Origin of the sequence: Sphingomonas sp. (assembly GCF_035910975.1) — a bacterium.
Classification (GTDB): Bacteria; Pseudomonadota; Alphaproteobacteria; order Sphingomonadales; family Sphingomonadaceae; genus Sphingomonas.
Map to the genome: position 1 here is coordinate 104740 of NZ_JAMHWM010000026.1, position 22244 is coordinate 126983.

Annotated in this window: 20 protein-coding genes; 8 read left to right on the top strand and 12 right to left on the bottom strand. The window is 68.0% G+C overall.

The window, feature by feature from the left end; genetic code table 11:
- Positions 1 to 100: 100 nt before the first annotated feature.
- Positions 101 to 1315, top strand: coding sequence for a methionine adenosyltransferase (metK, locus tag VYI76_RS05015; protein ID WP_326523669.1), 1215 nt, complete (start codon positions 101 to 103; stop codon positions 1313 to 1315).
- A gap of 62 nt (positions 1316 to 1377) precedes the next feature.
- Here metK and gdhA read toward each other — a convergent pair whose 3' ends face one another.
- Positions 1378 to 2724, bottom strand: a complete 1347-nt coding sequence (gene gdhA / locus VYI76_RS05020) for an NADP-specific glutamate dehydrogenase (protein WP_326523670.1) — start codon at positions 2722 to 2724, stop codon at positions 1378 to 1380.
- 218 nt (positions 2725 to 2942) lie between these two features.
- Here gdhA and trmB point away from each other — a divergent pair, with 218 nt between their 5' ends.
- Both trmB and VYI76_RS05030 read left to right on the top strand, forming a co-directional pair.
- Complete coding sequence (trmB, locus tag VYI76_RS05025) at positions 2943 to 3623, top strand: tRNA (guanine(46)-N(7))-methyltransferase TrmB (RefSeq protein ID WP_326523671.1); 681 nt, start codon at positions 2943 to 2945, stop codon at positions 3621 to 3623.
- A 147-nt stretch (positions 3624 to 3770) separates the two neighbouring features.
- On the top strand, positions 3771 to 4718 hold the full coding sequence (locus VYI76_RS05030) for a winged helix-turn-helix transcriptional regulator (RefSeq protein ID WP_326523672.1): 948 nt from the start codon (positions 3771 to 3773) through the stop codon (positions 4716 to 4718).
- Positions 4719 to 4730: 12 nt separating this feature from the next.
- Here VYI76_RS05030 and VYI76_RS05035 read toward each other — a convergent pair whose 3' ends face one another.
- The 10 genes from VYI76_RS05035 to VYI76_RS05080 all read right to left on the bottom strand — a co-directional run bounded on the left by VYI76_RS05035 (position 4731) and on the right by VYI76_RS05080 (position 14500).
- A complete protein-coding gene (locus VYI76_RS05035; RefSeq protein WP_326523673.1) occupies positions 4731 to 5144 on the bottom strand; it encodes a nuclear transport factor 2 family protein in 414 nt (137 codons plus the stop codon).
- On the bottom strand, positions 5141 to 6835 hold the full coding sequence (locus VYI76_RS05040; RefSeq protein ID WP_326523674.1) for a class I adenylate-forming enzyme family protein: 1695 nt from the start codon (positions 6833 to 6835) through the stop codon (positions 5141 to 5143). The genes VYI76_RS05035 and VYI76_RS05040 overlap by 4 nt, the downstream gene beginning before the upstream one ends.
- 123 nt (positions 6836 to 6958) lie before the next feature.
- On the bottom strand, positions 6959 to 7756 hold the full coding sequence (locus VYI76_RS05045; protein ID WP_326523675.1) for a DUF1295 domain-containing protein: 798 nt from the start codon (positions 7754 to 7756) through the stop codon (positions 6959 to 6961).
- A gap of 104 nt (positions 7757 to 7860) precedes the next feature.
- A complete protein-coding gene (locus VYI76_RS05050; RefSeq protein ID WP_326523676.1) occupies positions 7861 to 8625 on the bottom strand; it encodes an SDR family oxidoreductase in 765 nt (254 codons plus the stop codon).
- A gap of 1 nt (position 8626) precedes the next feature.
- The gene (locus VYI76_RS05055; RefSeq protein WP_326523677.1) at positions 8627 to 9160 is read right to left on the bottom strand and encodes a nuclear transport factor 2 family protein; all 534 of its coding nucleotides are present in this window, start codon (positions 9158 to 9160) and stop codon (positions 8627 to 8629) included.
- 11 nt (positions 9161 to 9171) lie between these two features.
- Positions 9172 to 10953: an AMP-binding protein gene (locus VYI76_RS05060; RefSeq protein ID WP_326523678.1), complete on the bottom strand. Its 1782-nt coding sequence runs from the start codon at positions 10951 to 10953 to the stop codon at positions 9172 to 9174.
- A 2-nt stretch (positions 10954 to 10955) separates the two neighbouring features.
- The gene (locus VYI76_RS05065) at positions 10956 to 11384 is read right to left on the bottom strand and encodes a nuclear transport factor 2 family protein (protein ID WP_326523679.1); all 429 of its coding nucleotides are present in this window, start codon (positions 11382 to 11384) and stop codon (positions 10956 to 10958) included.
- Positions 11385 to 11458: 74 nt separating this feature from the next.
- Positions 11459 to 12670: an acetyl-CoA acetyltransferase gene (locus VYI76_RS05070; protein ID WP_326523680.1), complete on the bottom strand. Its 1212-nt coding sequence runs from the start codon at positions 12668 to 12670 to the stop codon at positions 11459 to 11461.
- 49 nt (positions 12671 to 12719) lie between these two features.
- Positions 12720 to 14087, bottom strand: coding sequence for an MFS transporter (locus VYI76_RS05075; protein WP_326523681.1), 1368 nt, complete (start codon positions 14085 to 14087; stop codon positions 12720 to 12722).
- The gene (locus VYI76_RS05080) at positions 14087 to 14500 is read right to left on the bottom strand and encodes a nuclear transport factor 2 family protein (protein ID WP_326523682.1); all 414 of its coding nucleotides are present in this window, start codon (positions 14498 to 14500) and stop codon (positions 14087 to 14089) included. The genes VYI76_RS05075 and VYI76_RS05080 overlap by 1 nt, the downstream gene beginning before the upstream one ends.
- Before the next feature lie 229 nt (positions 14501 to 14729).
- On the opposite strand from VYI76_RS05080, the gene VYI76_RS05085 reads away from it, so the two are divergent.
- The 5 genes from VYI76_RS05085 to VYI76_RS05105 all read left to right on the top strand — a co-directional run bounded on the left by VYI76_RS05085 (position 14730) and on the right by VYI76_RS05105 (position 21811).
- On the top strand, positions 14730 to 16955 hold the full coding sequence (locus VYI76_RS05085; RefSeq protein ID WP_326523683.1) for a TonB-dependent receptor: 2226 nt from the start codon (positions 14730 to 14732) through the stop codon (positions 16953 to 16955).
- A 115-nt stretch (positions 16956 to 17070) separates the two neighbouring features.
- Complete coding sequence (locus tag VYI76_RS05090) at positions 17071 to 18540, top strand: carotenoid oxygenase family protein (RefSeq protein ID WP_326523684.1); 1470 nt, start codon at positions 17071 to 17073, stop codon at positions 18538 to 18540.
- Between the two features lies 1 nt (position 18541).
- Positions 18542 to 19591, top strand: a complete 1050-nt coding sequence (locus tag VYI76_RS05095; RefSeq protein ID WP_326523685.1) for an NAD(P)H-dependent amine dehydrogenase family protein — start codon at positions 18542 to 18544, stop codon at positions 19589 to 19591.
- A 172-nt stretch (positions 19592 to 19763) separates the two neighbouring features.
- The gene (locus VYI76_RS05100; RefSeq protein ID WP_326523686.1) at positions 19764 to 20912 is read left to right on the top strand and encodes a beta-ketoacyl synthase N-terminal-like domain-containing protein; all 1149 of its coding nucleotides are present in this window, start codon (positions 19764 to 19766) and stop codon (positions 20910 to 20912) included.
- A complete protein-coding gene (locus VYI76_RS05105) occupies positions 20909 to 21811 on the top strand; it encodes an NAD(P)H-dependent flavin oxidoreductase (RefSeq protein WP_326523687.1) in 903 nt (300 codons plus the stop codon). Before VYI76_RS05100 ends, VYI76_RS05105 begins: the two co-directional genes overlap by 4 nt.
- Here VYI76_RS05105 and VYI76_RS05110 read toward each other — a convergent pair.
- Positions 21808 to 22215, bottom strand: coding sequence for a DUF1489 family protein (locus tag VYI76_RS05110; RefSeq protein ID WP_326523688.1), 408 nt, complete (start codon positions 22213 to 22215; stop codon positions 21808 to 21810). The two genes, VYI76_RS05105 and VYI76_RS05110, sit on opposite strands and share 4 nt — an antisense overlap.
- Positions 22216 to 22244: the final 29 nt, after the last annotated feature.

Here is a 22244-nt window from a genome sequence, read left to right on the forward strand (position 1 = left end):
CGAGAGGACCGCGCGCCTAGGGGCGATATAAGGAAAGCTTTATATCGAAGGGCATGGCAACGGCCCTATGCTTTCCCTCGCCCCATTCTCGAGGAAAACCATGCGTTCCAGCTATCTCTTCACGTCCGAATCGGTTTCCGAAGGCCATCCCGACAAGGTCGCCGACCAGATTTCCGACGCCATCGTCGATCTGTTCCTGTCGAAGGACCCCGAGGCGCGCATCGCCTGCGAAACGCTGACCACCACCCAACTGGTCGTGCTCGCTGGTGAAATCCGCGGGCGCGGCATCATGGACGAGGCCGGCAACTGGGCCGAGGGCGTGCGCGAGGAGGTCGAGAAGGCCGTCCGCGATACCGTGAAGCGCATCGGCTACGAGCAGGACGGCTTCCACTGGAAGACGCTGCGGTTCGAAAACAACCTTCACCCGCAGTCGGCGCATATCGCGCAGGGCGTTGACGCGTCGGGCAACAAGGACGAGGGCGCCGGCGATCAGGGCATCATGTTCGGCTATGCCGCCAACGACACGCCCGATCTGATGCCGGCGACGCTCGACTACAGCCACAAGATTCTGGAGGCGATGGCCGCCGATCGCCATTCGGGCGCCGCGCCGTTCCTCGAACCCGACACCAAGAGCCAGGTCACGCTGCGCTACGAAGGCAGCAAGGCCGTTGCCGCCACCGCGATCGTCGTGTCGACCCAGCATGCGCCGGGTTATGACCAGGGCGACAAGGAAGCCGAGCTCCACGCCTATGTGAAATCCGTGATCGCCCGCGTGATCCCGGCCGACCTGCTGGGCGACGAGACCGTCTACCACATCAACCCGACCGGCAGCTTCGAGATCGGCGGGCCGGACGGCGACGCCGGCCTGACCGGCCGCAAGATCATCGTCGACACCTATGGCGGTGCGGCCCCCCACGGCGGCGGCGCGTTCAGCGGCAAGGATCCGACCAAGGTCGATCGCTCGGCCGCCTACATCACGCGTTACCTGGCAAAGAATATCGTCGCCGCCGGCCTCGCCCAGCGCTGCACGATCCAGCTCGCCTATGCGATCGGCGTGTCGAAGCCGCTGTCGCTCTACGTCGACACGCACGGCACCGGCACCGTCGGCGACGACGCGATCGAGGCGGCGATCGGTCGCATCGACAAGCTCGGCGGCCTCACCCCGCGCGGCATCCGCACGCATCTCGGCCTCAACAAGCCGATCTATGCGAAGACCGCAGCCTACGGCCATTTCGGCCGCAAGGCGGAGGGCGATCATTTCCCGTGGGAACGCACCGACCTGGTCGATGATCTCAAGGCCGCGCTTGCCGGCTGACGGCGGCTTGCGTTTGGCGTTTTCGGCGGCGTCCGCCCAGCGGGGCGGACGCCGCCTGCCGCTCAGATAACGCCCTGCGCCAGCATCGCGTCGGCGACCTTGACGAACCCGGCGATGTTGGCGCCGTCGACATAGCTGACGCTGCCGTCCGCGCGCTCGCCATAGCTCAGGCAGCCATTGTGGATGCCGCGCATGATTTCCAGCAGGCGTGCATCGACTTCCTCGCGCGGCCACGACAGCCGCATCGCGTTCTGGCTCATTTCCAGACCCGATGTCGCCACGCCGCCGGCATTGGTCGCCTTGCCCGGCCCGAACAGGACCCCCGCCCCCTCGAAGGCTTCGACCGCTTCCGCTGTCGAAGGCATGTTGGCGCCTTCGGCCACGCAGATCACGCCGTTCCCGATCAGCGTGCGGGCTGCGGCCCCGTCCAGTTCGTTCTGTGTGGCGCACGGCAGCGCGACATCGCACGGCACCGCCCAGGGCGTCGCGCCGGCCTCGAATCGTGCACCGGTGCGCTCGGAATAGTCGCTGACGCGGCCATAATGATTGTTCTTCACGTCCTGAAGGATCGCCAGCTTTTCCGCCGTGAACCCGTCGGGTTCGATCACCGTCCCGCTTGAATCGGAAACGGTGACGACGATCGCGCCCAGTTCCATCGCCTTCTCGATCGCATATTGCGCGACATTTCCCGAGCCCGAGACGGCGACCCGCAGCCCCTCCAGCGAGCGCCCCGAGCGCAGGAGCATCTCCTGCGCGAAATAGACGGTGCCATAGCCGGTCGCCTCCGGCCGGATCAGCGAGCCGCCGAAACTCATCCCCTTGCCGGTGAACACACAGTCCGACCGGTTGCTGAGCTTCTTGACCATACCGGCCATGAATCCGACCTCCCGCGCGCCCACGCCGATGTCGCCGGCCGGCACGTCCGTGTCCGATCCCACATGACGGAACAGCTCTGACGCGAACGCCTGGCAGAACCGCATAACCTCGCCCGGGCTTTTCGCCTTGGGGTCGAAATCGCTGCCGCCCTTTCCGCCGCCCATCGGCAAGGTCGTCAGCGCGTTCTTGAACGTCTGTTCGAACGCCAGGAATTTCAGGACCGACAGATCGACGGTGGGGTGGAAGCGGATTCCGCCCTTGTACGGCCCGATCGCCGAATTGTGCTGGACGCGGTAGCCGCGGTTGACCTGCGTCTCGCCCCGGTCATCGACCCAGGGCACCCGAAAGATGATGATCCGTTCCGGTTCCACCAGCCGTTCGATCAGACCGTGTTCGGCGTAGCGCGGGTTGCGCTCGATATGCGGCCAGATGCTGTGCAGCACCTCTGTGACCGCCTGGATATATTCGGCTTGCCCGCGATTGCGGGCCGAGATCATCTCGAGATGATCCGACAGATTTTTCTTCTTCACCATGGCTCCCGACGAACTTTCGCCGGGTTCCTGCGGAAAAAAGGCATCTGGCGCCAGAAAATTTCGCTAGCCGCCTAGCATCAGGAAATTTCTCTGCGCGCGCCATCGTCGGGTGGGCAAGCGCGGGACGCCCCGGACGGACGAGACGATGCGCCGCCGTAACAACCAGCGAGGCGCCCGGCGGTTGCGGCGACGCGAACGCGGGCCTATCGGCGCTCGCCATGGTCGATCCCGCCAGCCACCGCCAACTCTATGGCCGCCGCGCCGGCCACAAGCTGCGCGCCGGTCAGGCCGAGCTTCTCGAGGACCTGTTGCCGCGCGTGTCGGTGCCCGACAGCGGCGCCCTCGACGCGACGACGCTGTTCGGTCGCGACGTTCCGCTCGAGTTCGAGATCGGCTTCGGCGCAGGCGAGCACCTGGCGGGGCAGGCGGCGATGCGGCCGGGCCACGGCTTCATCGGCTGCGAGCCGTTCCTGAACGGCGTGGTCGGCGCGCTTCTGCACATCCGCAACGAGCGCCTCGACAACGTCCGCCTGCACATGGGCAATGCGATCGATGTGCTCGACCGGCTGCCCGATGCCAGCCTCGACCGGCTGTACCTGCTCCACCCCGATCCCTGGCCCAAGCCGCGCCATGCCAAGCGCCGCATGGTCAACGACGGTCCGCTCGATCTGATCGCCGCCAAGCTCAAGCCCGGCGCCGAGTTCCGGCTGGGCACCGACGATCCGACCTATTGTGCCCACGCCATGATGGTGATGAACCGCCGCCGGGATTTCCTGTGGCAGGCGCGCGAGGCGTCGGACTTCCTGACCCGCCCCGCCGACTGGCCCGAAACCCGCTACGAACGCAAGGCGCGACGCAAGGGGCATGAGGTCTGGTATTTCAGGTATATCCGGCGCTGATCCGGGCGCTGGTCTTCCTGCGAAATTGCTCGCCGCGACCGGACGCTCGCCCGGGTGATGACCGGGGGCGACTCCGCCCCGCATGCCGCCCGAACTTTTCCCGATTCGACGCTTTCATGGCGCGAGCGATCGGCTAGGGTCGTCGCAATGGCGGAAGATATCGCGATCTCGGGAGAGCGGACCGGGCACCGGCTGGCGTCGAACTCCGCGCGCCGCGCGCTCGACATCCTGGGCGATCGCTGGACGCTGATGATCCTCTATCTCGCGTTCACGCGGGTGCGGCGGTTCGACGAGTTCCAGGCGCGCATCGGCCTGGCACGCAGCCTGCTGACCGACCGCCTGCGGCGGCTGGAGGCGAGCGGGGTGCTGCGTCGCCAGCGCTATCAGGAACGCCCCCCGCGCGACGAATATCGCCTCACCGAAATGGGCACCGACCTGTTCGGCGCGGCGCTGATGATCATCCGCTGGGAAAAGCGCTGGTTTCCCGATCCCCAGGTCGGCGCGCACCGCATCCGCCACAATTGTGGGCGCGAATTCACCCCCGAACTGCGCTGCGCCTGCTGTGGCGAGCAGGTCGCCGCCCGCGACGTGTCGGCGGCCGACGGCCCCGGCGCCGGGCTGGAGCCCCCCGCCCGGCCGCGCGCGCAGCGCCGCTCGACCGTCGAACGCGGCGAACTCGCGCCTGAGGAAAAGATGCTCGAACGCGCGATCGAGGTGCTCGGCGATCGCTGGACCGCGCAGACGATCGCCTCCGCCTTCACCGGCAAGCGCCGCTTCAACGCGCTGCAGGCCGAGCTCGGCGTTGCGCCCAACATCCTGTCGGAACGCCTCGCGCGGCTGGTCGATCTCGGCGTGCTCGACCGCCGCCGCTATCAGGAGCGGCCCGAGCGGTTCGAATATGCGTTGACGCCCGAGGGGCTCGACCTGTTCCCGCTGATCCTCGAGTTGATCCGCTGGGGCGATCGCTGGCTGGCGGGCACGGCGGGGCCGCCGCAGATCATCACCCACCGCCCCTGCGGAAACCGGCTGGAGCCCCGGATCACCTGCGACCAGTGCGGTGAGGCGGTGACGGTGCTGTCGACCCGTTTCGACTAGGTCCGGCAAGGTTCAGCCAGAGAGCGCCGCCAGCCATGCCGGCGCCGAATCGCCGCCGCGCAGCCGCTCCATCCGCCGGGTATCGATATAGTCGCGCCACGCGGCGATCAGCTCGCCGCGAAACTCGATCACCGCGGCATAGGGCATCGCCACCACGGTGCCGTCGGTGCGGGTATAGGCGTCCACGCCTTCCGCAAACAACCGGTCGCCGCTTTCGGCATGGTGCAGGATGCGCCAGCGCGTTTCCGCCATGTCGCCGCGCAGCTGCTCCAGGAAGGCACGCACCGCCGCCTTGCCCATCAGCGGTGGAAACGCGCCGACCGCCACGTGCCAGACCACATCGTCGGCCATGCCGGCGAGCGCGCCGTCGATGTCCCCCGCATTCCACGCCGCGATCACCGCCGCGAAGCGATCGGCGTGGCTCAACCGATCATCTCCAGCACCTGTTCGCGCAGGTGACGGCGCGACACCTTGTTCATCGCGTTGCGCGGGAGGGCATCGACCGTGACCAGCTGTTCGGGCAGCTTGAACCGCGCTAGTCCCTGCTCCTCCAGCCAGCCGGCGATATCACCCAGCGCCGGGGCGGCACCATCGACCGGAACCACCGCCGCGCACATCCGCTCGCCCAGCCGCTCGTCAGGCACACCGACCACGGCGGCTTCCCTGACCATCGGATGGCCGGCGAGCAGGTCGTCGATCTCGGCGGGCGAGATGTTCACGCCGCCGCGCACGATGATGTCCTTGCAGCGCCCGACGAAGCGGTAGAAGCGGGGCGTCTCGCCCTCACCCGCGATCTCGAACAGGTCACCGGTGCGATAATAGCCCTGCGCGTCGAACGCGTTCGCGGTCGTCCCAGGGTTGTTCCAATATCCGCCGAACGTCGCCGCACCCTGGAACCGCAGCTCGCCGGGCCGGCCGGGTTCGGTGATGTCCTCCTCGCTGTCGAGATCGACCAGCCGGGTCGAGATCATCGCGTTCGATCGGCTGTCCGGCCAGTCGATCCCCTCGACGCCCATGCGCGGAAAATAGCGCGCGCGATCGTGATGGTCGGGCACCTGCCGGGCGTCGCTGAACAGCGATGCGCCCTCGTTCGACCCGTAGATGTTGCACACCTCGATCCCGTGGTCCTTCGCAAACCCCTCGATCATCCACGGGCTGAGCGGCGCCGATCCCGATCCGATCGCCCGCAGCGACGACAGGTCGCACGCGTCCATCAGCCCTGGCGTCTTGAGCAGCGCGTTGAGGATCGCCGGCGCGGCGATCGTGTAGTTCACCCGTTCGGCGGCGATCTGCGCCAGATAGACCTTCAGGTCGAACGGGTGGTGCAGCACCAATGTGCCGCGGTGCATCAGCCACGGCGTCACCAGCCCGAACGACCCGATGTTGACCAGCGGGAAGGGGTTGAGCAGCACCTCGCCCTCGCGGATGTCGGCAGCCTCCGCCACCATCTCGCCGTTGACGATCCAGTGGTTCATGTCGCGCGGCACGCCCTTCGGCCGCGCCTCGGTGCCCGACGTCCAGAAGATCGTGAACACCTCAGCCGGCCGGATCGGCCGGGCATCGTGATAGGCGGCGGCCTCGACCGGGTCCGCGCTCGCGATGCGCGCGTCGAAATCGATCGTACCGTCGGGCGCGCCGCCGCCGTGGATCAGGACATGCTCGACCCCCGTCGCCAGCGCCATCGCGGCGTGATCGTGCCCGGCGAAGCGCGCCAGCGTGACGATTGCCCTGGGCTTCACCGTATCGACGACATAGCCCAGTTCGTGCGCGCGATACGGCATCACCACCGGCGAGATGACGACCCCGATCCGCGAACAGGCCAGCGCCAGCACCACCGTCTCGCTGATGTTGGGCAGCTGGTAGGTCAGGACATCGTCCTTCCCAAGCCCGATGCCGAGCAGCGCGGCGGCGACGCGATCGACTTCCTCGCCCAGTTCGCCCCAGGTGAAGCGCCGCACCGCGCCGCCGTCCAGTTCGGCGCGGTTCATCGGATCGACCAGCGCCAGCCGTTCGGGCACCTCGCCCCGGTTGCGCTGCATCCAGTCGTCGAGCGTCAGGTCGCCCCACCAGCCCCGGGCGGTGAAGTCGTCGATCCGCGCCTGCGGGGTCAGTTGCACTCTACCTCTCCATCCTCATCAGGTCCCCAACCCCGTTCGTGCTGAGCTTGTCGAAGCACCGTCCTTGTTCGAGAGGACGTGCGGCCCTTCGACAAGCGCGGGCCGAACGGGAGAAGGGACGTCTCACGCCCGCTTGGGCGGCCACGGTACGAAACCGCTGGTCCGTGCGATATAGTCGGCATAGCCCGGCTTGGTCTTGCGCATGCGGAATTCCAGCGTCGGCGCGCCCGACCATTTCATCAGAGTCCAGGTCAGCAGCACCGGCCCCGGCAGCGCAAGCCAGCCGAGCGGGGTTTCCGCACCGATCAGGAACAGCCCCCACCACACACAGGCGTCGCCGAAGTAGTTGGGGTGCCGGGTATAGCGCCACAGACCCGTCGACAGCACCTGCCCCGCGTTCGCCGGGTTCTTGCGGAAAACGGTCAGCTGCCAGTCGCCGATGCTTTCGAAGATGATGCCGAACACCGCCAGCGCGGCACCAACGTAGGCAAGCGTGCCCAGCGCGACCGGCTCCGCCTGGATCTGCCCCAGCATCACCGGCAGCGCGACGATGAACTGCAGCGGCGCCTGGGTGGCGAACACCAGCCAGAACGACGCCCTGGCATAGCCCCAGCCGCGCTTGTCCTGCGCCTTCTCCATCATCCGCACATAGCGCCGGTCGGGGCCGTGATCGCGCCACCGCCAGAACAGATATCCGCCCAGCCGGATCGCCCAGATCGCGCAGATCACGGTCAGCAGCCAGCGCCGGTCGGTCGCCACCTCCATCTGCGCGAAGGTCGCGATCGCCAGCACCATCATGCCCAGCGCCCACCAGGCATCCACCATCGTCACGTCGCGGATCGACGCGCAGATCGCCCACATCATCGTGAAAGCGATGACGACGGTCACCGCGTCGATCGCCAGGATTCTAATGACGTCCATATTCCCTCCCCCGGTGCTCCCGCGCAGGCGGGAGCCTAGAGCCACACAGGACAGCATTTGCGGCCCTGGGCTCCCGCCTGCGCGGGAGCACGGCGGTATGTCGATCAACGCCCCGTGCTGATCGTCTCCATGTCCAGCATCCGTGCCAGCGCGCGTTCCTGCGCCTTGGGATCACGCGCCTTGTGGGCGCGGACCTCGATAGCCATGCGGTCGGTGTCGATCTCGTCGGTGCCGCGCTTGATCGCCGACAGGCCGATCTTCGCGATGTCAGCCGGCGTTTCCTTGGCGCCGGCGACGTGCGCGGCCATCCGCGTATCGACCGAACCGACGATCAGCGCCGACACGCTCGTCCCCTGTTTCGCCAGTTCGGCGCGGATCGATGTGCTCGCCGCGCGCGCCGCGAACTTCGACGGGCTGTATCCGCCCATCGCCGGCACCGCGACGACGCCGCCCGATGACAGGATGTTGACGATCGCCCCGCCGCCATTGGCCTTCAGCGCAGGCGCGAAGGCGCGGCACATGCCGAGCAGGCCGAAGTAGTTGACCTCCATCTCCTCGCGCGCGGCGTCCATCGTCTCGGCGCCGATCAACCGCTGGTTGAGGAACGCGCCGGCATTGTTGACGACGATGGTGACATCGGTCGCCGCCTTCGCGGCCGCGGCGATCTGGTCGGGCCTGGCGACGTCGAGCGTCAACGCGACGACCTTCCCCTGTCCCTCCTCGACCAGATGCTGCGCGTTCGCCGGATCGCGGCTGCCGACATAGACCTTCGCCGCACCACCCGCGATCAGCGCGCGGACGAACGCCTCGCCGATCCCGCGATTGCCCCCGGTGACGATCGCCACCGATCCCTCGATAGGCGTCGCCACGTCAGGCCGCCCGCGAACTGTACAGCACGTCGGCCGGATGCTTGGCGCCGCGCACCAGCTCGGTGCCGTCGGGGAACATCATCCCCCGGCCCCAGCTTTCGGCGAACGGCATCTCGTGGTTCCATTCCCACGCCAGCCGGCGGTGCGCGATCTTCCACTGGCCGTCGCGGCGCTCGAACCGGTCGATCGCGCGGGCCAGCGTCAGCGTGTCGAATTTCTCGCCGCCCTTCTCCTTCATCCGCGCAAAGGCCAGGATGTAATGCTCGGCGTGGGCGACGTCGCCGTCCAGTTCGATGACGATATTGGTCGCCAGGTGGTTCATGATCCCGCCCCTGGGCAGCATCTTCGCCATCAACGCCACATAGTCGCTGGCGGGTCCGTTGTAGACGCCGCCGTGATCCTCGATCGCGTCGGGGTGATAGGCATCGGCGATCAGCGCGATCTCCGCCCGGTCGGCGCCGCGCAGGTACAGGTTGATGACGTCGGTGATCGCCTGCTTGTCCAGCAGCGCCTGGATTTCGGGCGGAAGGCTCATCGATTTTCCTCTCAAAGAACGATGACGTCGGCGTCGGGCGCGTCGGCGTACAGCCGCTCGACGTCGCCAGAACGGCGGGCGATGACCGCGCGGCGGTTGATCGTGCCCTTGTCGGACATTTCATGCGCATTGGCCGATGGCGGTTCATCGAGGAGCAGCGCGCGGGATATCCTCGACGATCCGCCGTGCTGGCCCGCGTTGAACGCGCGCAGCCCGGCCTCGATATCCGCGCGCCCCGCGCCGCCGACGGTCCACAGCATCAGCGTCAGGTACGGCCGGTTCTCATCGCACAGCACGACATCGCGGACATGCGGCGCCAGGGCCTTGAGCAACTGGTCGCGCAGCGCCCCGCCATAGACCCACGCGCCGCTCGACAGCTTGAATTCCTCCGCCGCACGCCCGGCGAAAGCCAGTCCCGCCTCGGGCCGCGCATCGTCATGGAACACCGCCATGTCGCCGGTGCGATAAAAGCCCTCGTCGTCGAACGCCTGGGCGGTCTTCTCAGGCTCGTCGAGGTAGCCGCGGGTAACGTTCGGCCCCTTCGCGCGCACCTCGTAACGGTCGCCCGCCGGCACCAGCTTCACCACCGCGCCCGGCGCGGGCAGGCCGATGCCCACCCGGTCGCTCTCGAAATAGATCGCCATGAACGCCGACACCGTCTCGGTCGAACCATAGCCGGACGTCAGCGTGATACGGTGCCCGGTTTCCGCCACCGCGCACGCCTGCAGCCTGTCGTAGGTCGGCTGGCTCAAACCCGCGCCGCCATAGAGCATCAGCACCAGCCGCGAGAAGAAATTGCGGCGCAACACCGCATCCTGCTCCAGCGCCTCGACCAGCATCGTGTAGCCGAGCGGCACATTGTTGAAATAGCGCACCGGCACGTCGCGCAGGTTGCGGATCGATTCCTCGAACAGGCCGGGCACCGGCTTGCCGTCGTCGATGTACAGCGTGCCGCCTTCGGTCAGCGTGGTGCGCAGCACGAACGCGCCGGCCGCATGATGCCACGGCAGCCAGTCGAGCATCGTGTCGTGCCACCCGGCCGCCTCGCCGATCATCTGGCGGCACTGGATCGAATTGGCGCCCAGGTTGGCGAAGCTGATCTCGACCATCTTGGGCAGGCCGGTCGATCCCGACGTCAGCATATAGGCAGCGATGTCGTCCGGGCGGATCGCGTCGATCGCCACCTGCACCGCACCGGTCGGCACCGCCGCGTAGAGATCGCCAAGCGCCGTGGCCGGGCTGGGCGAGGCGGCGGGATCTGCGGTGACGAGGATCGCATCGCCCAGGTCGAGCGCCGCGAGCGCCGGTGCCAGCTTCGCCGTGTTTTCCGCGACGACGATGCCCGGCTTCACCTTGGCGATCACATGCGCCAGCCGGCCGTAATCGCCGCCCAGCGCGCCATAGGCCGAACTGACCGGACACACCGGCAGCCCCGCCGCCCAGGCCGCGAAGGTCAGGGCAGCGAACGCCGGCGTATTGTCGGCGATCAGCAGCAACGGTCGATCGGCCGGCGCGTGATCGAGCAGCCACTGCGTCGCCGCGTCGATCCGCCCCTTCAATTCACGATAGCTAAGCGTCGCCCAGCCATCGCGCCCGGCCTCGCGCCACGCCAGCGCGACCTTGTCGCCCTGCTGGCCCACACTGTCGGCCAGCGCGCGGGGCAGGTTCGCGTCGAAATCGCCGATCGGCACGTTGCTGCGCAGCAGGATCGTGCCGTCGTCGCGCCGTTCGACATCCAGATCGACCGGCAACAGCTTCGCTTCGCGGAACGGGGGAAGTGCGCCCTCGGTCATCGTCAGACGGCCGGACGGTCCAGCATCGCGTCGACGGTCGCCCGCACACCCTTGCCGGCGATCTGTTCCTCCTGCAGCCGGCCTTCGAAATATTCGCGCCAGTGGCGGATCTTGCCGCCTTCGTAATTCAGGATGCCGCAATAGGGGATGGCGACGCGGGTGCCGTCGATCGTGTCGAATTCGTCGACACCCTCCATCCACACCGTGTCGCCCACCTGCGCCACGTCGAACAGCCGCCAGCGGTTGTTCTTCAGCCGGCCCTTCATCGCCTCCAGCGTCTTGGCCATCTGCGCCTTGCCCTGGATCGGCGGCTTCAGCCCGCCCGAATTGTTCCAGGTCACATCGTCGTGCAGTTCGGCGAGCACGCCGTCCGCATCGGCGCGATGCCAGCTTTCGATCACGCGCTTCAGGCTGGCGATATGGTCGGCCATGTTTCTCTCCTTCGCTAGTGCCGGATAGGTGACGGCGACAGCCATCCCCCCGATCAGTATCGTCCTGCGATCGATCACCGCTGCACCACCAGACTGACCGTGGTCGTGGTCGATCCGCCGATGTTGAGCGTCTGGACGGTCCGCGCCCCTTCGACCTGATAGTCGCCGGCGGTGCCCGTCACCTGCTTGAACGCGTCGAGTGCCATGCGCACGCCGGTGGCGCCGACTGGATGGCCGCAACCGATCAGCCCGCCCGATGCGTTTATCGGATTGGCGCCGCCGATCGCGATCGACCCGTCCTCGACGCGTTTCCACGCCTCGCCCGGCGCGGCGAGGCCGAGGTGCTCGATCGCCATATATTCGGTCATGCTGAAACAGTCGTGGACCTCATAGGCGTCAACCCGGTCCACCCCGGCGCGCGCGCGCGCTTCGTCCGCCGCGCGCTTGACCTGCGGAAAGACATAGCCCGACGGGTCGCGCGCATCGAGCTTGCGCCGCGCCGCGATCGGCGCGGAGCGATGCCCCCAGCCGGCGATGCGCGGCAGGCTGGCGACATCGATCCCGCGTTCTTCGGCATAACGCTTCGCCCGGTCGGCGCTGGCGAGGAAGATCACGCTGGCGCCGTCGGTCACCTGGCCGCAATCGGTCTTGCGCACGCGGCCCTCGACGATCGGATTGGCTTCGGGATCGTCGGTGAAGCTCGCCGCGCCGAACTGCCAACCGCGGGTCTGCGCGTTGGGATTGCGGCGACCGTTGGCGAAATTGATCTCGGAAATGCGCGACAGATGGCGCGGATCGATGCCGAAACGCCTGTCATACTCCTCGGTCAGGTCGGAAAAGGCGCGCGGCCAGACATAGGTGGCGTCGCCGAATTCATGCCCGGTCCATGCCGCCGCGCCCAGATGCTGCGCAGCAATCAGGCCCGGCACGTTGCGCATCTGCTCCATGCCCACAACGCAGGCGAGGTCGTAGCGCCCCGCCTCGATCTCCGCCGTCGCCGCCAGGATCGCGACCGATCCGCTGGCGCAAGCGGCCTCGTGGCGGCTGGTCGGCAGGCCGTCGAAATCCGGGTGGACCAGCCCGAAGAAACCGCCGAGCAGCCCCTGTCCGGCGAACAGTTCGGCGACGAAATTGCCGACATGGCCGGTCTCGACCTCCCTCGCGTCCAGCTTTGTCGCGTCGAGCCCGGCCTCGACCGTCTCGGCAAAGGCATCGGCCAGGTCGACGCCGCGGCGCGACCAGTTGTCCGCGAAATCGCTCTGCCAGCCGCCGAGGATATAGGTCACCGGGCCTCTCCGATTCGTGCTGACGCAAAGTCAGTCTGATTAAGCAAGCTTATGTCGGGATAGCGCCGGGGTCAACCGGGTTCGCCGCCGCCAACGCGCTCACCGCGCGGCCGAACGGGCGGATCGACAGCAACACCATCGTCCCCGCGATCGGGCCCAGTATCACCGTCGCCAGCGCGATCGCCGGCCCCAGCGCTGCAGGATCGCCAAGCACATGTTCGGTGATGAGCGCGACGCTGACCGGGCCGATCGTCAGCCCGACCAGCCCCAGCACGAAATAATAGAGCGCCGCCGTGCGGCCGCGCAGGTCGCCCGGCGCCGCCTCGCACAATGCCGCGACCGCGATCCCGCCCGACGCGGTGAAGGCGACCATGCCCGGTGCAAGGATGTAGAGCGCGGTCCAGCCGTCTGGCGCGAGGCATGCGGCGATCAGCAGCGGGGTGACCAGCAGGATCGACAGCCCGGTCACCTTCAGGCTCGCCGCCTGCACGCCGCGCATCGCCAGCCGCGACGCCAGCCACCCGGCGCCGGCCAGTCCGAATCCACCGAACACCATCACGACGAAGCCGTAGCGCAGCCCCACCTCGCCCGCCGTCCAGCCGAACGCACGAATGAAATAGGCCGGCATCCAGCTCAGCACGCCGTAGATCAGCACGCAGTAGCAGGCCATGCCGCCCAGGTGCAGGACATGGAATCCGCGATGCCGGCGGATGTGGGCGATCAGCCCGCTGCCGCCCGTTTCCTGACGCACCGCCGCCTCGCGCCGCGCCGGCTCCGTGACGAAGGCGAGCAGCACGACGACGATCAGCCCGCCCAGCCCGACGATCACGAACGTCGCCTGCCACGGCGCGAGCAGGCCGACGATCGGCAGTTTCAGCCCCTGTGTCTTCGAAATCGCCTGGATCGCGGCACCGCCCAGCATCAGCGCGAGGCCCGCGCCGATCGACGACGCCATCGAATAGACGCTGATCGGAAACGCGCGCTTCTCCGGCGGGAAGCTGTCGCCGATCATGCTGATCGCGGCGGGCGACAATGTCGCCTCGCCCGCGCCCACGCCCATCCGCGCGACGAATATCTGCCAGAAGTTCGACGACAGCCCGCATGCTGCCGTCGCCAGGCACCAGAAGGTGACGCCGCCGGCGATCACCTTCTTGCGCGATACGCGATCGACCAGCCAGCCGAGCGGCATGCCCATCGCGATGTAGAACAGCCCGAACGCCAGCCCCTGCAGCAGCGCGATCTGCGTATCGCTCAGCCCCAGGTCGGCCTTGATCGGATCGATCAGCAGGCTCAGGATCGTGCGGTCGACGAAGCTGACGGTGTAGCCCAGCGTCAGCACCGCCACCGTGAGCCAGCTGCGCGCCGGGGACGGCCAGCCGCCCGTCACGCCCGCCGACGGTGCCGTCGCCCCGGCCATCACCGCGTTGCTGAATCGAAGTCCTGCACCACGCCCATCTCGCTCAGCAGATGGTGGCGGTCATAATATTCGCGCCAGACCTTGATCTTGTCGCCCTCGAACTCGAGCGCGCCGCACACAGGCGCGGCACCGGGCTTGCCGTTGCACACGAAGGTGTCGAGCCGCTCCATGTACAGCGTCCCGTTGATGACGCCCATGTTGCGAACCTGCAGGTCGATCGACGAGGCAAGCGCGCCGAGCCCGGAAATCCGTTTGTGGATCGCATCGCGGCCGACGATCGGGTCGATCATCATCGAATGCAGCACGGCATCCTCGGTCATCAGCGCGGCGGCGGCGTCCCAGTCCATCGCGTTCCACGCCGTGATCATCTCGTGACCGACCTCGATCTTGCGTGCGTCGGATGCCTCGCTCATCGCCTGTCTCTCCAGTTAAGTCGTTTTATGCAAGTGAAGGTGCCGCAGCGGACCGGCCGTGTCAACGCCGACCCAGTCCGGCCTGTCACCGACCACCCGTCGCACCTAATCCGGCGGGTTGCGGACGCTCTTGACAAGGATCAACTCCGGGCAGATGTTCGTGCCGCTTGCTTAAAGCGACTGAGTTCGACCGCCCGATACGGGGCGGCGACGACCAGGAGAGGATCTGATGGCCGCACGTCCGTTCACCGCCGTTTCGTGTCTCGCGATCGCCGCCGCCTTCGCCGCGCCCGCCGCCGCCCAGTCGGCTCCACCGCCGGCGCAGCAGGAGGCTGACGGTCCGCAGGTCGCCGACGTCGTCGTCACCGCGCGCAAGCGCGAGGAAAGCCTGCAGGACGTGCCGATCGCGGTGACCGCCTACTCGGGCGACGCGATCCGCGACGCGCAGATCGTCGATCTTTCCGCCATTGCCGGCCGCACCCCCAGCTTCACCTTCCAGAAACAGGGGTCGATCGAGCAGGAGGCATTCATCCGCGGCGTCGGCACCGTCCGCCTGACCAGCGCCACCGCCGACCCGTCCGTCGGCCTGTTCATCAACGAGGTCTATATCGGCCGCCGCGGTGCCGCGACGCCCCCGATATTCGATCTCGAGCGGGTCGAGGTGCTTCGCGGTCCGCAGGGCACGATCTTCGGCAAGAACGTGGTCGGCGGCGCGGTCAGCCTCATCACCGGCGCGCCGCGCTTCGAATTCGGCGGCGCGGCCTATATCGCCGCCGGCAATTACGGCACCGTCCAGTCGGAAGCCCATGTGACGGGCGCGCTCAGCGACACCGTCGCCGCGCGCATCGCCTTCGCCACCGACCGCCACGACGGCTACAGCCGCAACATCGTCAACGGCCAGGAACTGGAGGACACCAACGGCTATGCCGGACGCCTGTCCTTCCTGGTCAACGCCTCCGATCGCCTGACGCTCAACTTCGTCGGCGACGTCAGCCACGATTCGGGCGGCGGCCAGGCCCGCCACGCAGTCGATGACCCGACCCGCGCGGGCGTCGGAGCCATCGCGGCGGCGAACCTGTCCAGCGATCCGCGCACCACCTTCACACCGTATGAGCAGTTCCAGCGCCGCACGACCTACGGCTTCTCCGCGCGGGCCGACTATGACTTCGGCGGCGCGACGCTCACCTATCTCGGCGCGCTGCGCGGCGGCGATTCGGGACAGCGCTTCAGCCAGGCCGGCGCCGGCGCACCGCCGTCGCTGACCGATTCGGTGCTCACCCAGTTCGAGAAATACACCGGCGTCACGCAGGAACTGCGCATCGCCTCCGATCCCGCCAAGCAGCTCCGCTGGCTGCTCGGCCTCTACTATCTGCGCGAGGAAACCGATCGCAGCTCGGAAAACGCCGCGCGTTCGGCCCTGCCCGGCGGCCCCGGCGGCACCCGCGACAGCCTCGACGGCGTGAACAACTTCACCCAGAACGGCGTGGCATCCAACTATGCCGCGTTCGGTGAAGTCGAATATGAATTCATGCCCGGGCTGACCGCGTCGCTCGGCGCGCGCTACACCATCGACAACAAGGTGACGGACGCGTCCGCCACGATCATCAGCTTCGGCATGCCCGGCGACATCCTGTCACCCGCGCCGCTGCGCACACCGTACAACATCTCGGTCGAGAACACCTGGCGCGAGCTGACCCCGCGCGCCGCGCTCGAATGGAAGGCGTCGGACAATGTCCTCGTCTACGCATCCGCGGCGAAGGGCTTCAAGGGCGGCGGCTGGCAGGCTGCGACCCCCGATCCGGTCACCGCGGCGCGGCCGTTCAACCCGGAAACCGCGTGGAACTATGAAATCGGCATCAAGAGCGACCTGTTCGATCGCCGTGTCCGCCTGAACCTCGCGGCCTTCCGCCTCGACTTCAACGACCTCCAGGTCGAACAGCTCGACGACGTGCTGCTGACCACCGTCGTAACCAACGCCGCCAGCGCGAAGATCCAGGGTATCGAGGGCGAGGTCTCGCTCGCCGTTACCGAGGGCTTCACCCTGTCCGGCTCCGGCTCGATCCTCGACGCCAAGTACAAGCTCTATGTCGATCCCCGCCGCAACATCACCTACACCGGCAACTCGCTACCGCGCACGCCAGACTATCAATTCTCGGTCGCGGCGGACCTGAAGCAGCCCATCGGCGGCGATCTGGAGCTGATGGCGAACGCCAGCTACACCTATCAGGACACATTCTTCTACGGCCCCGACAACACCAATTTCGAGCCTGGCTACGGCCTGCTCGACGCGCGGCTCGGCATCGGCAAAATCGGCGGCCGCTGGGCGGTGTCGCTTTGGGGCAAGAACCTGACCAACCGTTTGTACCGTACCAGCGTGATCCCGTTCCTGGGCGACGAATCCTCGCTCTACGGCGCCCCACGCACCTACGGCGTCCGTCTCTCGTCGAAATTCTGAGGCCAAAGGGGGCGTGTGACTGGCCGGTGCGGGAGATCGCTCCGGCCAGTCACTTGCATTACGAGACTATCTGGTCTAGGCCAGTAATCAGGCGCAATCCGAAAGACATGTCGTGATGAAGGTCGAACGTCTCCCCCCCGTCGTCACCAGCCTGAAACCCGGCAACCATCCCTATCTCAACGGCGCCTGGACCCCGCTGCACGAGGAGGTGGACGCCGAGGATCTGGAGGTGATCGCCGGCGCGATTCCGGCCGACATCGACGGCGTCTACATCCGCAACACCGAAAACCAGGTGCACCAGCCGCTGGGGCGCCATCACCCCTTCGACGGCGACGCGATGATCCACCAGATCGCGTTCCGGGACGGCAAGGCCAGCTACCGCAACCGCTTCGTCCGCACCCGCTGTTTCGAGGCGGAGCAGGAGGCCGGCCGCTCGCTATGGGGTGGTCTCGCCGATCCGCCGGGCACCTCGGTCCGTCCCGGCTACGGCGCGCATGGCAGCCTCAAGGACAATGCCTCGACCGACGTCGTCGTCCATGCCGGCAAGCTCTATTCGACCTTCTACCAGTGCGGCGAGGCCTATACGCTCGACCCGCTGACGCTCGACGATCTCGGCATCGCGCCATGGGCGCCGATCGACGGCGTGTCGGCACATTGCAAGGTGGACGAGGCGACCGGCGAGCTGCTGTTCTTCAACTATTCGAAGCACGCGCCGTACATGCATTACGGCGTGGTCGATGCCTCGGGCAAGCGCACCACCTACATGCCGATCCCGCTGCCGGGCCCGCGGTTACCGCACGACATGGCGTTTTCGGAACGCTTCTCGATCCTCAACGACCTGCCGGTGTTCTGGGATCCGGGCCTGCTGGAGCGCGGCGTCCACGCGGTGCGCTTCTTCCGCGACATTCCCTCGCGTTTCGCCATCGTACCGCGCCACGGCGGCGACGTCCGCTGGTTCGATGCCGCGCCCTGCTACATCCTCCATTTCCTCAACGCCTATGAGGATGGCGACGAGCTGGTGCTCGACGGCTATTTCCAGGAAGACCCCACCCCGCCGCCGCTCCACGGCTCGGTCGAGGGCCATGAACACATGATGGCCTATCTCGACATGCACAGTTTCAAGAGCCGCCTGCATCGCTGGCGCTTCGACCTGAAGACCGGCGCGACGCGCGAGGAGCGGCTGTACGACGGCATCGTCGAATTCGGCATGATGAACGCGCGCTACGCCGGAAAGCCTTATCGCTACGCCTATTCGGTCACGTCGAAGCCCGGCTGGTTCCTGTTCGACGGCTTCGTCAAGCACGACCTGGAAACGGGCGAGGCGCAGACGATCAAGCTGGAGCCCGGCCGCTACGCCAGCGAAGCCCCATTCGCCCCGCGGGTCAACGCCTCGTCGGAGGATGACGGCTATCTCGTCAGCTTCGTGATCGACGAAAATCGCGGCACGTCCGAATGCATATTGATCGACTGCAAGGATTTCGCCGCCGGTCCGGTGTGCCGAATCGCACTGCCGCACAAGATCTCCAGCGGCACGCACTCGGTCTGGGCCGATCGCGCCTTCATCGAGGGCGGGCGCGCCGCCTGACATGGCCGTGCGGGTGATCCAGTGGGCGACGGGCGCGATGGGACGGACGTCGCTCCGGCGGATCATCGACCATCCCGACCTCAAACTCGTTGGCGTCTACGTCTATTCCGCCGACAAGGCCGGGCGCGATGCCGGCGATCTGGCGAAGCGTCCGGCGACCGGCGTGATCGCCACCGACGATATCGAAGCGATCCTCGCCCTCGACGCCGATGTGGTGATGCATATGCCGCGCATCACCCTGCCCTATGATGCGATGAACGCCGATGTCGCGCGGCTGCTCGCCTCGGGCAAGAACGTCATCTCGACCGCCGGCTTCCACTATCCGCCCGCCCATGCTGCGCATTATGCTGCGCCGCTCGCCGCAGCATGCGTGGCCGGCGACAGCACGCTCGCCGGGCTGGGCGTCAATCCCGGCACGATCGTCGAGCGGCTGACGCTCGCCGCGACCGGGCTGTGCGCGGACCTCGCACATGTCGATATCCGCGAGACGGTCGATGCCTCGTCGATGGCGTCGAAGGAATTCGTGTTCGGCCTGATGGGGTTCGGGGCCGATCCCGCGACCGACGACATCACCGACGGCCCGCTTGCCGCGCTCTATACCGCGCTGTTCTCCGAAGTCCTGCACCTCGCCGCTGCCGGCCTCGACGATCCGGTCGTGGGGATCGCGCCACGCCACGAAATCACCGCCGCGCCGCGCGATATCAACCTGCCCGCCGGGATCATCCCGGAAGGCACCGTCGCCGCGACGCGCTGGCGCTGGACGGCGACGCTGGCGAGCGGCATCTCTCTGACGCTATCGATCCTGTGGACCGCCGATCCCGCGCTTCATCCCGAGGACGGGCGCGGCCACTGGACGATCGACATCACCGGCCGGCCCAACATCCGCCTGACCGTCGCGATCGACGAAGGCGATCCGGCGGCAGCCCCCGCCCGCGCGCTGACCGACGCCACCGTCGCGGTCGCCATCGCCGGCATCCCGGCGGTGGTTGCCGCCCCGCCCGGCTTCTTCGCCTATCCCGCACCGCCCGCCTTCCGCCGGCGGCTGGGGTGACGGCAGGGGTTCAGAAGTTGGATTTCGACTGGCAGCGTCGTCGTCCGATGGCATCTGAATCTTTCCCGCTCCCCGGCGCGCGGCGCGCCTTGCCCACGCCGATAGCCGGCGGGGCGAAGCCGGATCGATCGCGCGCGTTGCCCCTACCCTCGTCAACTTCGGACCTGCGATCATGACCGTCTACATCCGCGACGCGCTGCGCACCCCGCGCGGAAAGGCCCGGCCCGACGGTGGGCTTGCGCAGCATATGCCGCAGGACCTCGTCGCGGCGCTGATCGACGCGCTGGAGGATCGCGCGCCCGGCGCCCGCGCCACCGACAGCCTGATGCTCGGCTGCGTCGGCCAGGTCGGCGCGCAGGGCGGCAACATCGCGGTGGTCTCGAAGCTCGCCGCCGGCCTGCCGGATGGCGCCGCCGCGCAGACGATCAACGCCTATTGCGCCAGCGGCCTCGTCGCGGTCGGCCAGGCGGCCGCGCTGATAGAGAGCGGCACGATCGACACCGCGCTGGCCGGGGGTGTGGAGATGATGTCGCACGTCGGCTTCATGGCCGACAAGGCTGCCTTCTACACCGACCGTAATCTGCCCCGCGCCGCGCAGTTCATCCCCGTAGCGGTCGCCGCCGATCGCCTTGCGACGCGCGAGGGCATCGATCGCGCGGCGATGGATCGCGCGGCCGAGATCTCGCAAGCCCGCGCGCTTGCCGCCGAAGCCGATCCGGCGCTGACGAAATCGCGCATTGTAGTGGGCGACCTTTCCCGAGAGGAAAACCCGCGCGCGGGCATGACGCTCGACAGGCTTGCCGCATTGCCCGCCGCCTTCGCCGATCTCGCCACCGCCTATACCGACGTACTGGGCGACGAGGCGATCACCTATACGCACAGCATCGCCCACGCCCCGCCGATGTGCGACGGCGCCGGCCTTGCCGCGCTCACCCGCGATCCCGCCGGCGCCCGCGCGCGCATCATCGCCTATGCCGAAGTCGGCGGGGACGCATCCGCCTCGCTCACCGCCGGCTTCGCCGCGATGGACCGGGTGCTGGGCCGCGCCAGCCTGACCCTCGCCGATATCGACCGTATCGAGTTCATGGAGGCGTTCGCTGTCGTCATCGCGAAGTTCCTGCGCGACCGCGATGTCGACCCCGCGCGCGTCAACATATCGGGCGGCCATCTCGCCAAGGGGCATCCGATGGGCGCGACCGGGGCGATCCTGCTATCCACCCTGCTCGACACGCTCGACGCCGCCGAAGGGCGTTACGGCATGGTCGTCGTCACCGGCGCGTCGGGAGTAGGCGCGGCGATGATCGTCGAGCGCTGCGCATGATACCGTCGCTGCGTATGCCGGTCGTCGCCGCGCCGATGTTCCTGGTGACCGGACCCGACCTGGTCATCGCGGCGAGCAACGCCGGCATCCTCGGGGCCTTCCCGACCAGCAACTGCCGGACCGCGGAGGAGCTCGACAGCTGGATGGCGCGTATCGCCGGCGCGGTCGGCGATCGGCCGTGGGCGGCGAACCTCATCACCCATTCGACCAACCCGCGCCTTGCCGATGATCTCGCGCTGGTCGCCAAATATCGTCCGCCGCTCGTCATCACCGCACTCGGCAGCCCCGTGCCGGTAATCGATACGGTCCATGCCTATGGCGGCACCGTGCTGGCCGACGTCGTCGATCTGAAGCTTGCCCGCAAGGCGCTGGCCGCCGGCGCCGACGGCCTCGCCTGCGTCAGCCACGGCGCCGGCGGCCACACCGGCAGCCTTTCGCCGCTCGCCTTCGTGTCGGCGGTACGGCAGTTCCATGCCGGCCCGCTCGCGGTGGGCGGCGGGATCGCCGACGGCGCCGGTGTCGCCGCCGCGATCGCGGCGGGCGCCGACCTCGTCTACATGGGCACCCGTTTCATCGCCGCGACCGAGAGCCTTGCCGCGCCGGGCTACAAGGCGATGCTGGCCGAGGCGACGATCGCGGACATCGTCGTCAGCGCCGCCCCCACCGGCACGCCCGCGTCGTGGCTGCGCCCCAGCCTCGCCGCCGCCGGCTACGCCGACGACGCCCCAGCCGGTGCCCGCAACTATGGCGCGCCCGACGAAGCCGTGAAACGCTGGCGCGACATCTGGGCCGCGGGGCAGGGCGTCCACGCCACCACCGCCGAACAGCCGGTCGCCGAGATCGTCGCCGAGCTCGAAACGGGCTTCCGCGCAGCCCAGGCCCGGCTGGCGCGTTTCTAGAGGAGCGCGAGGTCGCTAAGCCGGCCGATCAGGGCAGCCGGCATCGCCCCGACACCCTCGGCGCCGCCACCGAGATCGACCGGCGCATCGGCGTCTTCCAGATAGCGCCACCCCTGGTGGGCCCGCTTGCGGCGCGGCTCGACGACGATCAGTTCGCGGCCCAACTCGATCGCCACGCGCCCGCCCTCCGCCTCGCCGAAGCCGATGATCGGCGACCGCGCGACCAACTGGTGCTTGATGATCCAGTAGAGCGATCCGCCGGGCACGATTTCGCCGTGCCGCTTGGGCAGGTAGCGCGTGGTGAGCAGCAGGCCGCTGCCCTGTTCGGCGCGCAGCCGCGCCCGCTCCTCCAGCGACGCCAGGCTGTCGTGCCCGAAGGCGACCTTGGTCAGATGGAGCGGCACCACGGCGATGTGGGGAGTGCAGCGGCCCC

Coding starts and splice junctions, on each gene's coding strand:
- metK (WP_326523669.1), top strand. CDS start 101: ATGCGTTCCAGCTATCTCTTCACGTCCGAATCGGTTTCCGAAGGCCAT.
- gdhA (WP_326523670.1), bottom strand. CDS start 2,724: ATGGTGAAGAAGAAAAATCTGTCGGATCATCTCGAGATGATCTCGGCC.
- trmB (WP_326523671.1), top strand. CDS start 2,943: ATGGTCGATCCCGCCAGCCACCGCCAACTCTATGGCCGCCGCGCCGGC.
- VYI76_RS05030 (WP_326523672.1), top strand. CDS start 3,771: ATGGCGGAAGATATCGCGATCTCGGGAGAGCGGACCGGGCACCGGCTG.
- VYI76_RS05045 (WP_326523675.1), bottom strand. CDS start 7,756: ATGGACGTCATTAGAATCCTGGCGATCGACGCGGTGACCGTCGTCATC.
- VYI76_RS05055 (WP_326523677.1), bottom strand. CDS start 9,160: ATGAGCCTTCCGCCCGAAATCCAGGCGCTGCTGGACAAGCAGGCGATC.
- VYI76_RS05060 (WP_326523678.1), bottom strand. CDS start 10,953: ATGACCGAGGGCGCACTTCCCCCGTTCCGCGAAGCGAAGCTGTTGCCG.
- VYI76_RS05065 (WP_326523679.1), bottom strand. CDS start 11,384: ATGGCCGACCATATCGCCAGCCTGAAGCGCGTGATCGAAAGCTGGCAT.
- VYI76_RS05075 (WP_326523681.1), bottom strand. CDS start 14,087: ATGGCCGGGGCGACGGCACCGTCGGCGGGCGTGACGGGCGGCTGGCCG.
- VYI76_RS05080 (WP_326523682.1), bottom strand. CDS start 14,500: ATGAGCGAGGCATCCGACGCACGCAAGATCGAGGTCGGTCACGAGATG.
- VYI76_RS05085 (WP_326523683.1), top strand. CDS start 14,730: ATGGCCGCACGTCCGTTCACCGCCGTTTCGTGTCTCGCGATCGCCGCC.
- VYI76_RS05090 (WP_326523684.1), top strand. CDS start 17,071: ATGAAGGTCGAACGTCTCCCCCCCGTCGTCACCAGCCTGAAACCCGGC.
- VYI76_RS05095 (WP_326523685.1), top strand. CDS start 18,542: ATGGCCGTGCGGGTGATCCAGTGGGCGACGGGCGCGATGGGACGGACG.
- VYI76_RS05100 (WP_326523686.1), top strand. CDS start 19,764: ATGACCGTCTACATCCGCGACGCGCTGCGCACCCCGCGCGGAAAGGCC.
- VYI76_RS05105 (WP_326523687.1), top strand. CDS start 20,909: ATGATACCGTCGCTGCGTATGCCGGTCGTCGCCGCGCCGATGTTCCTG.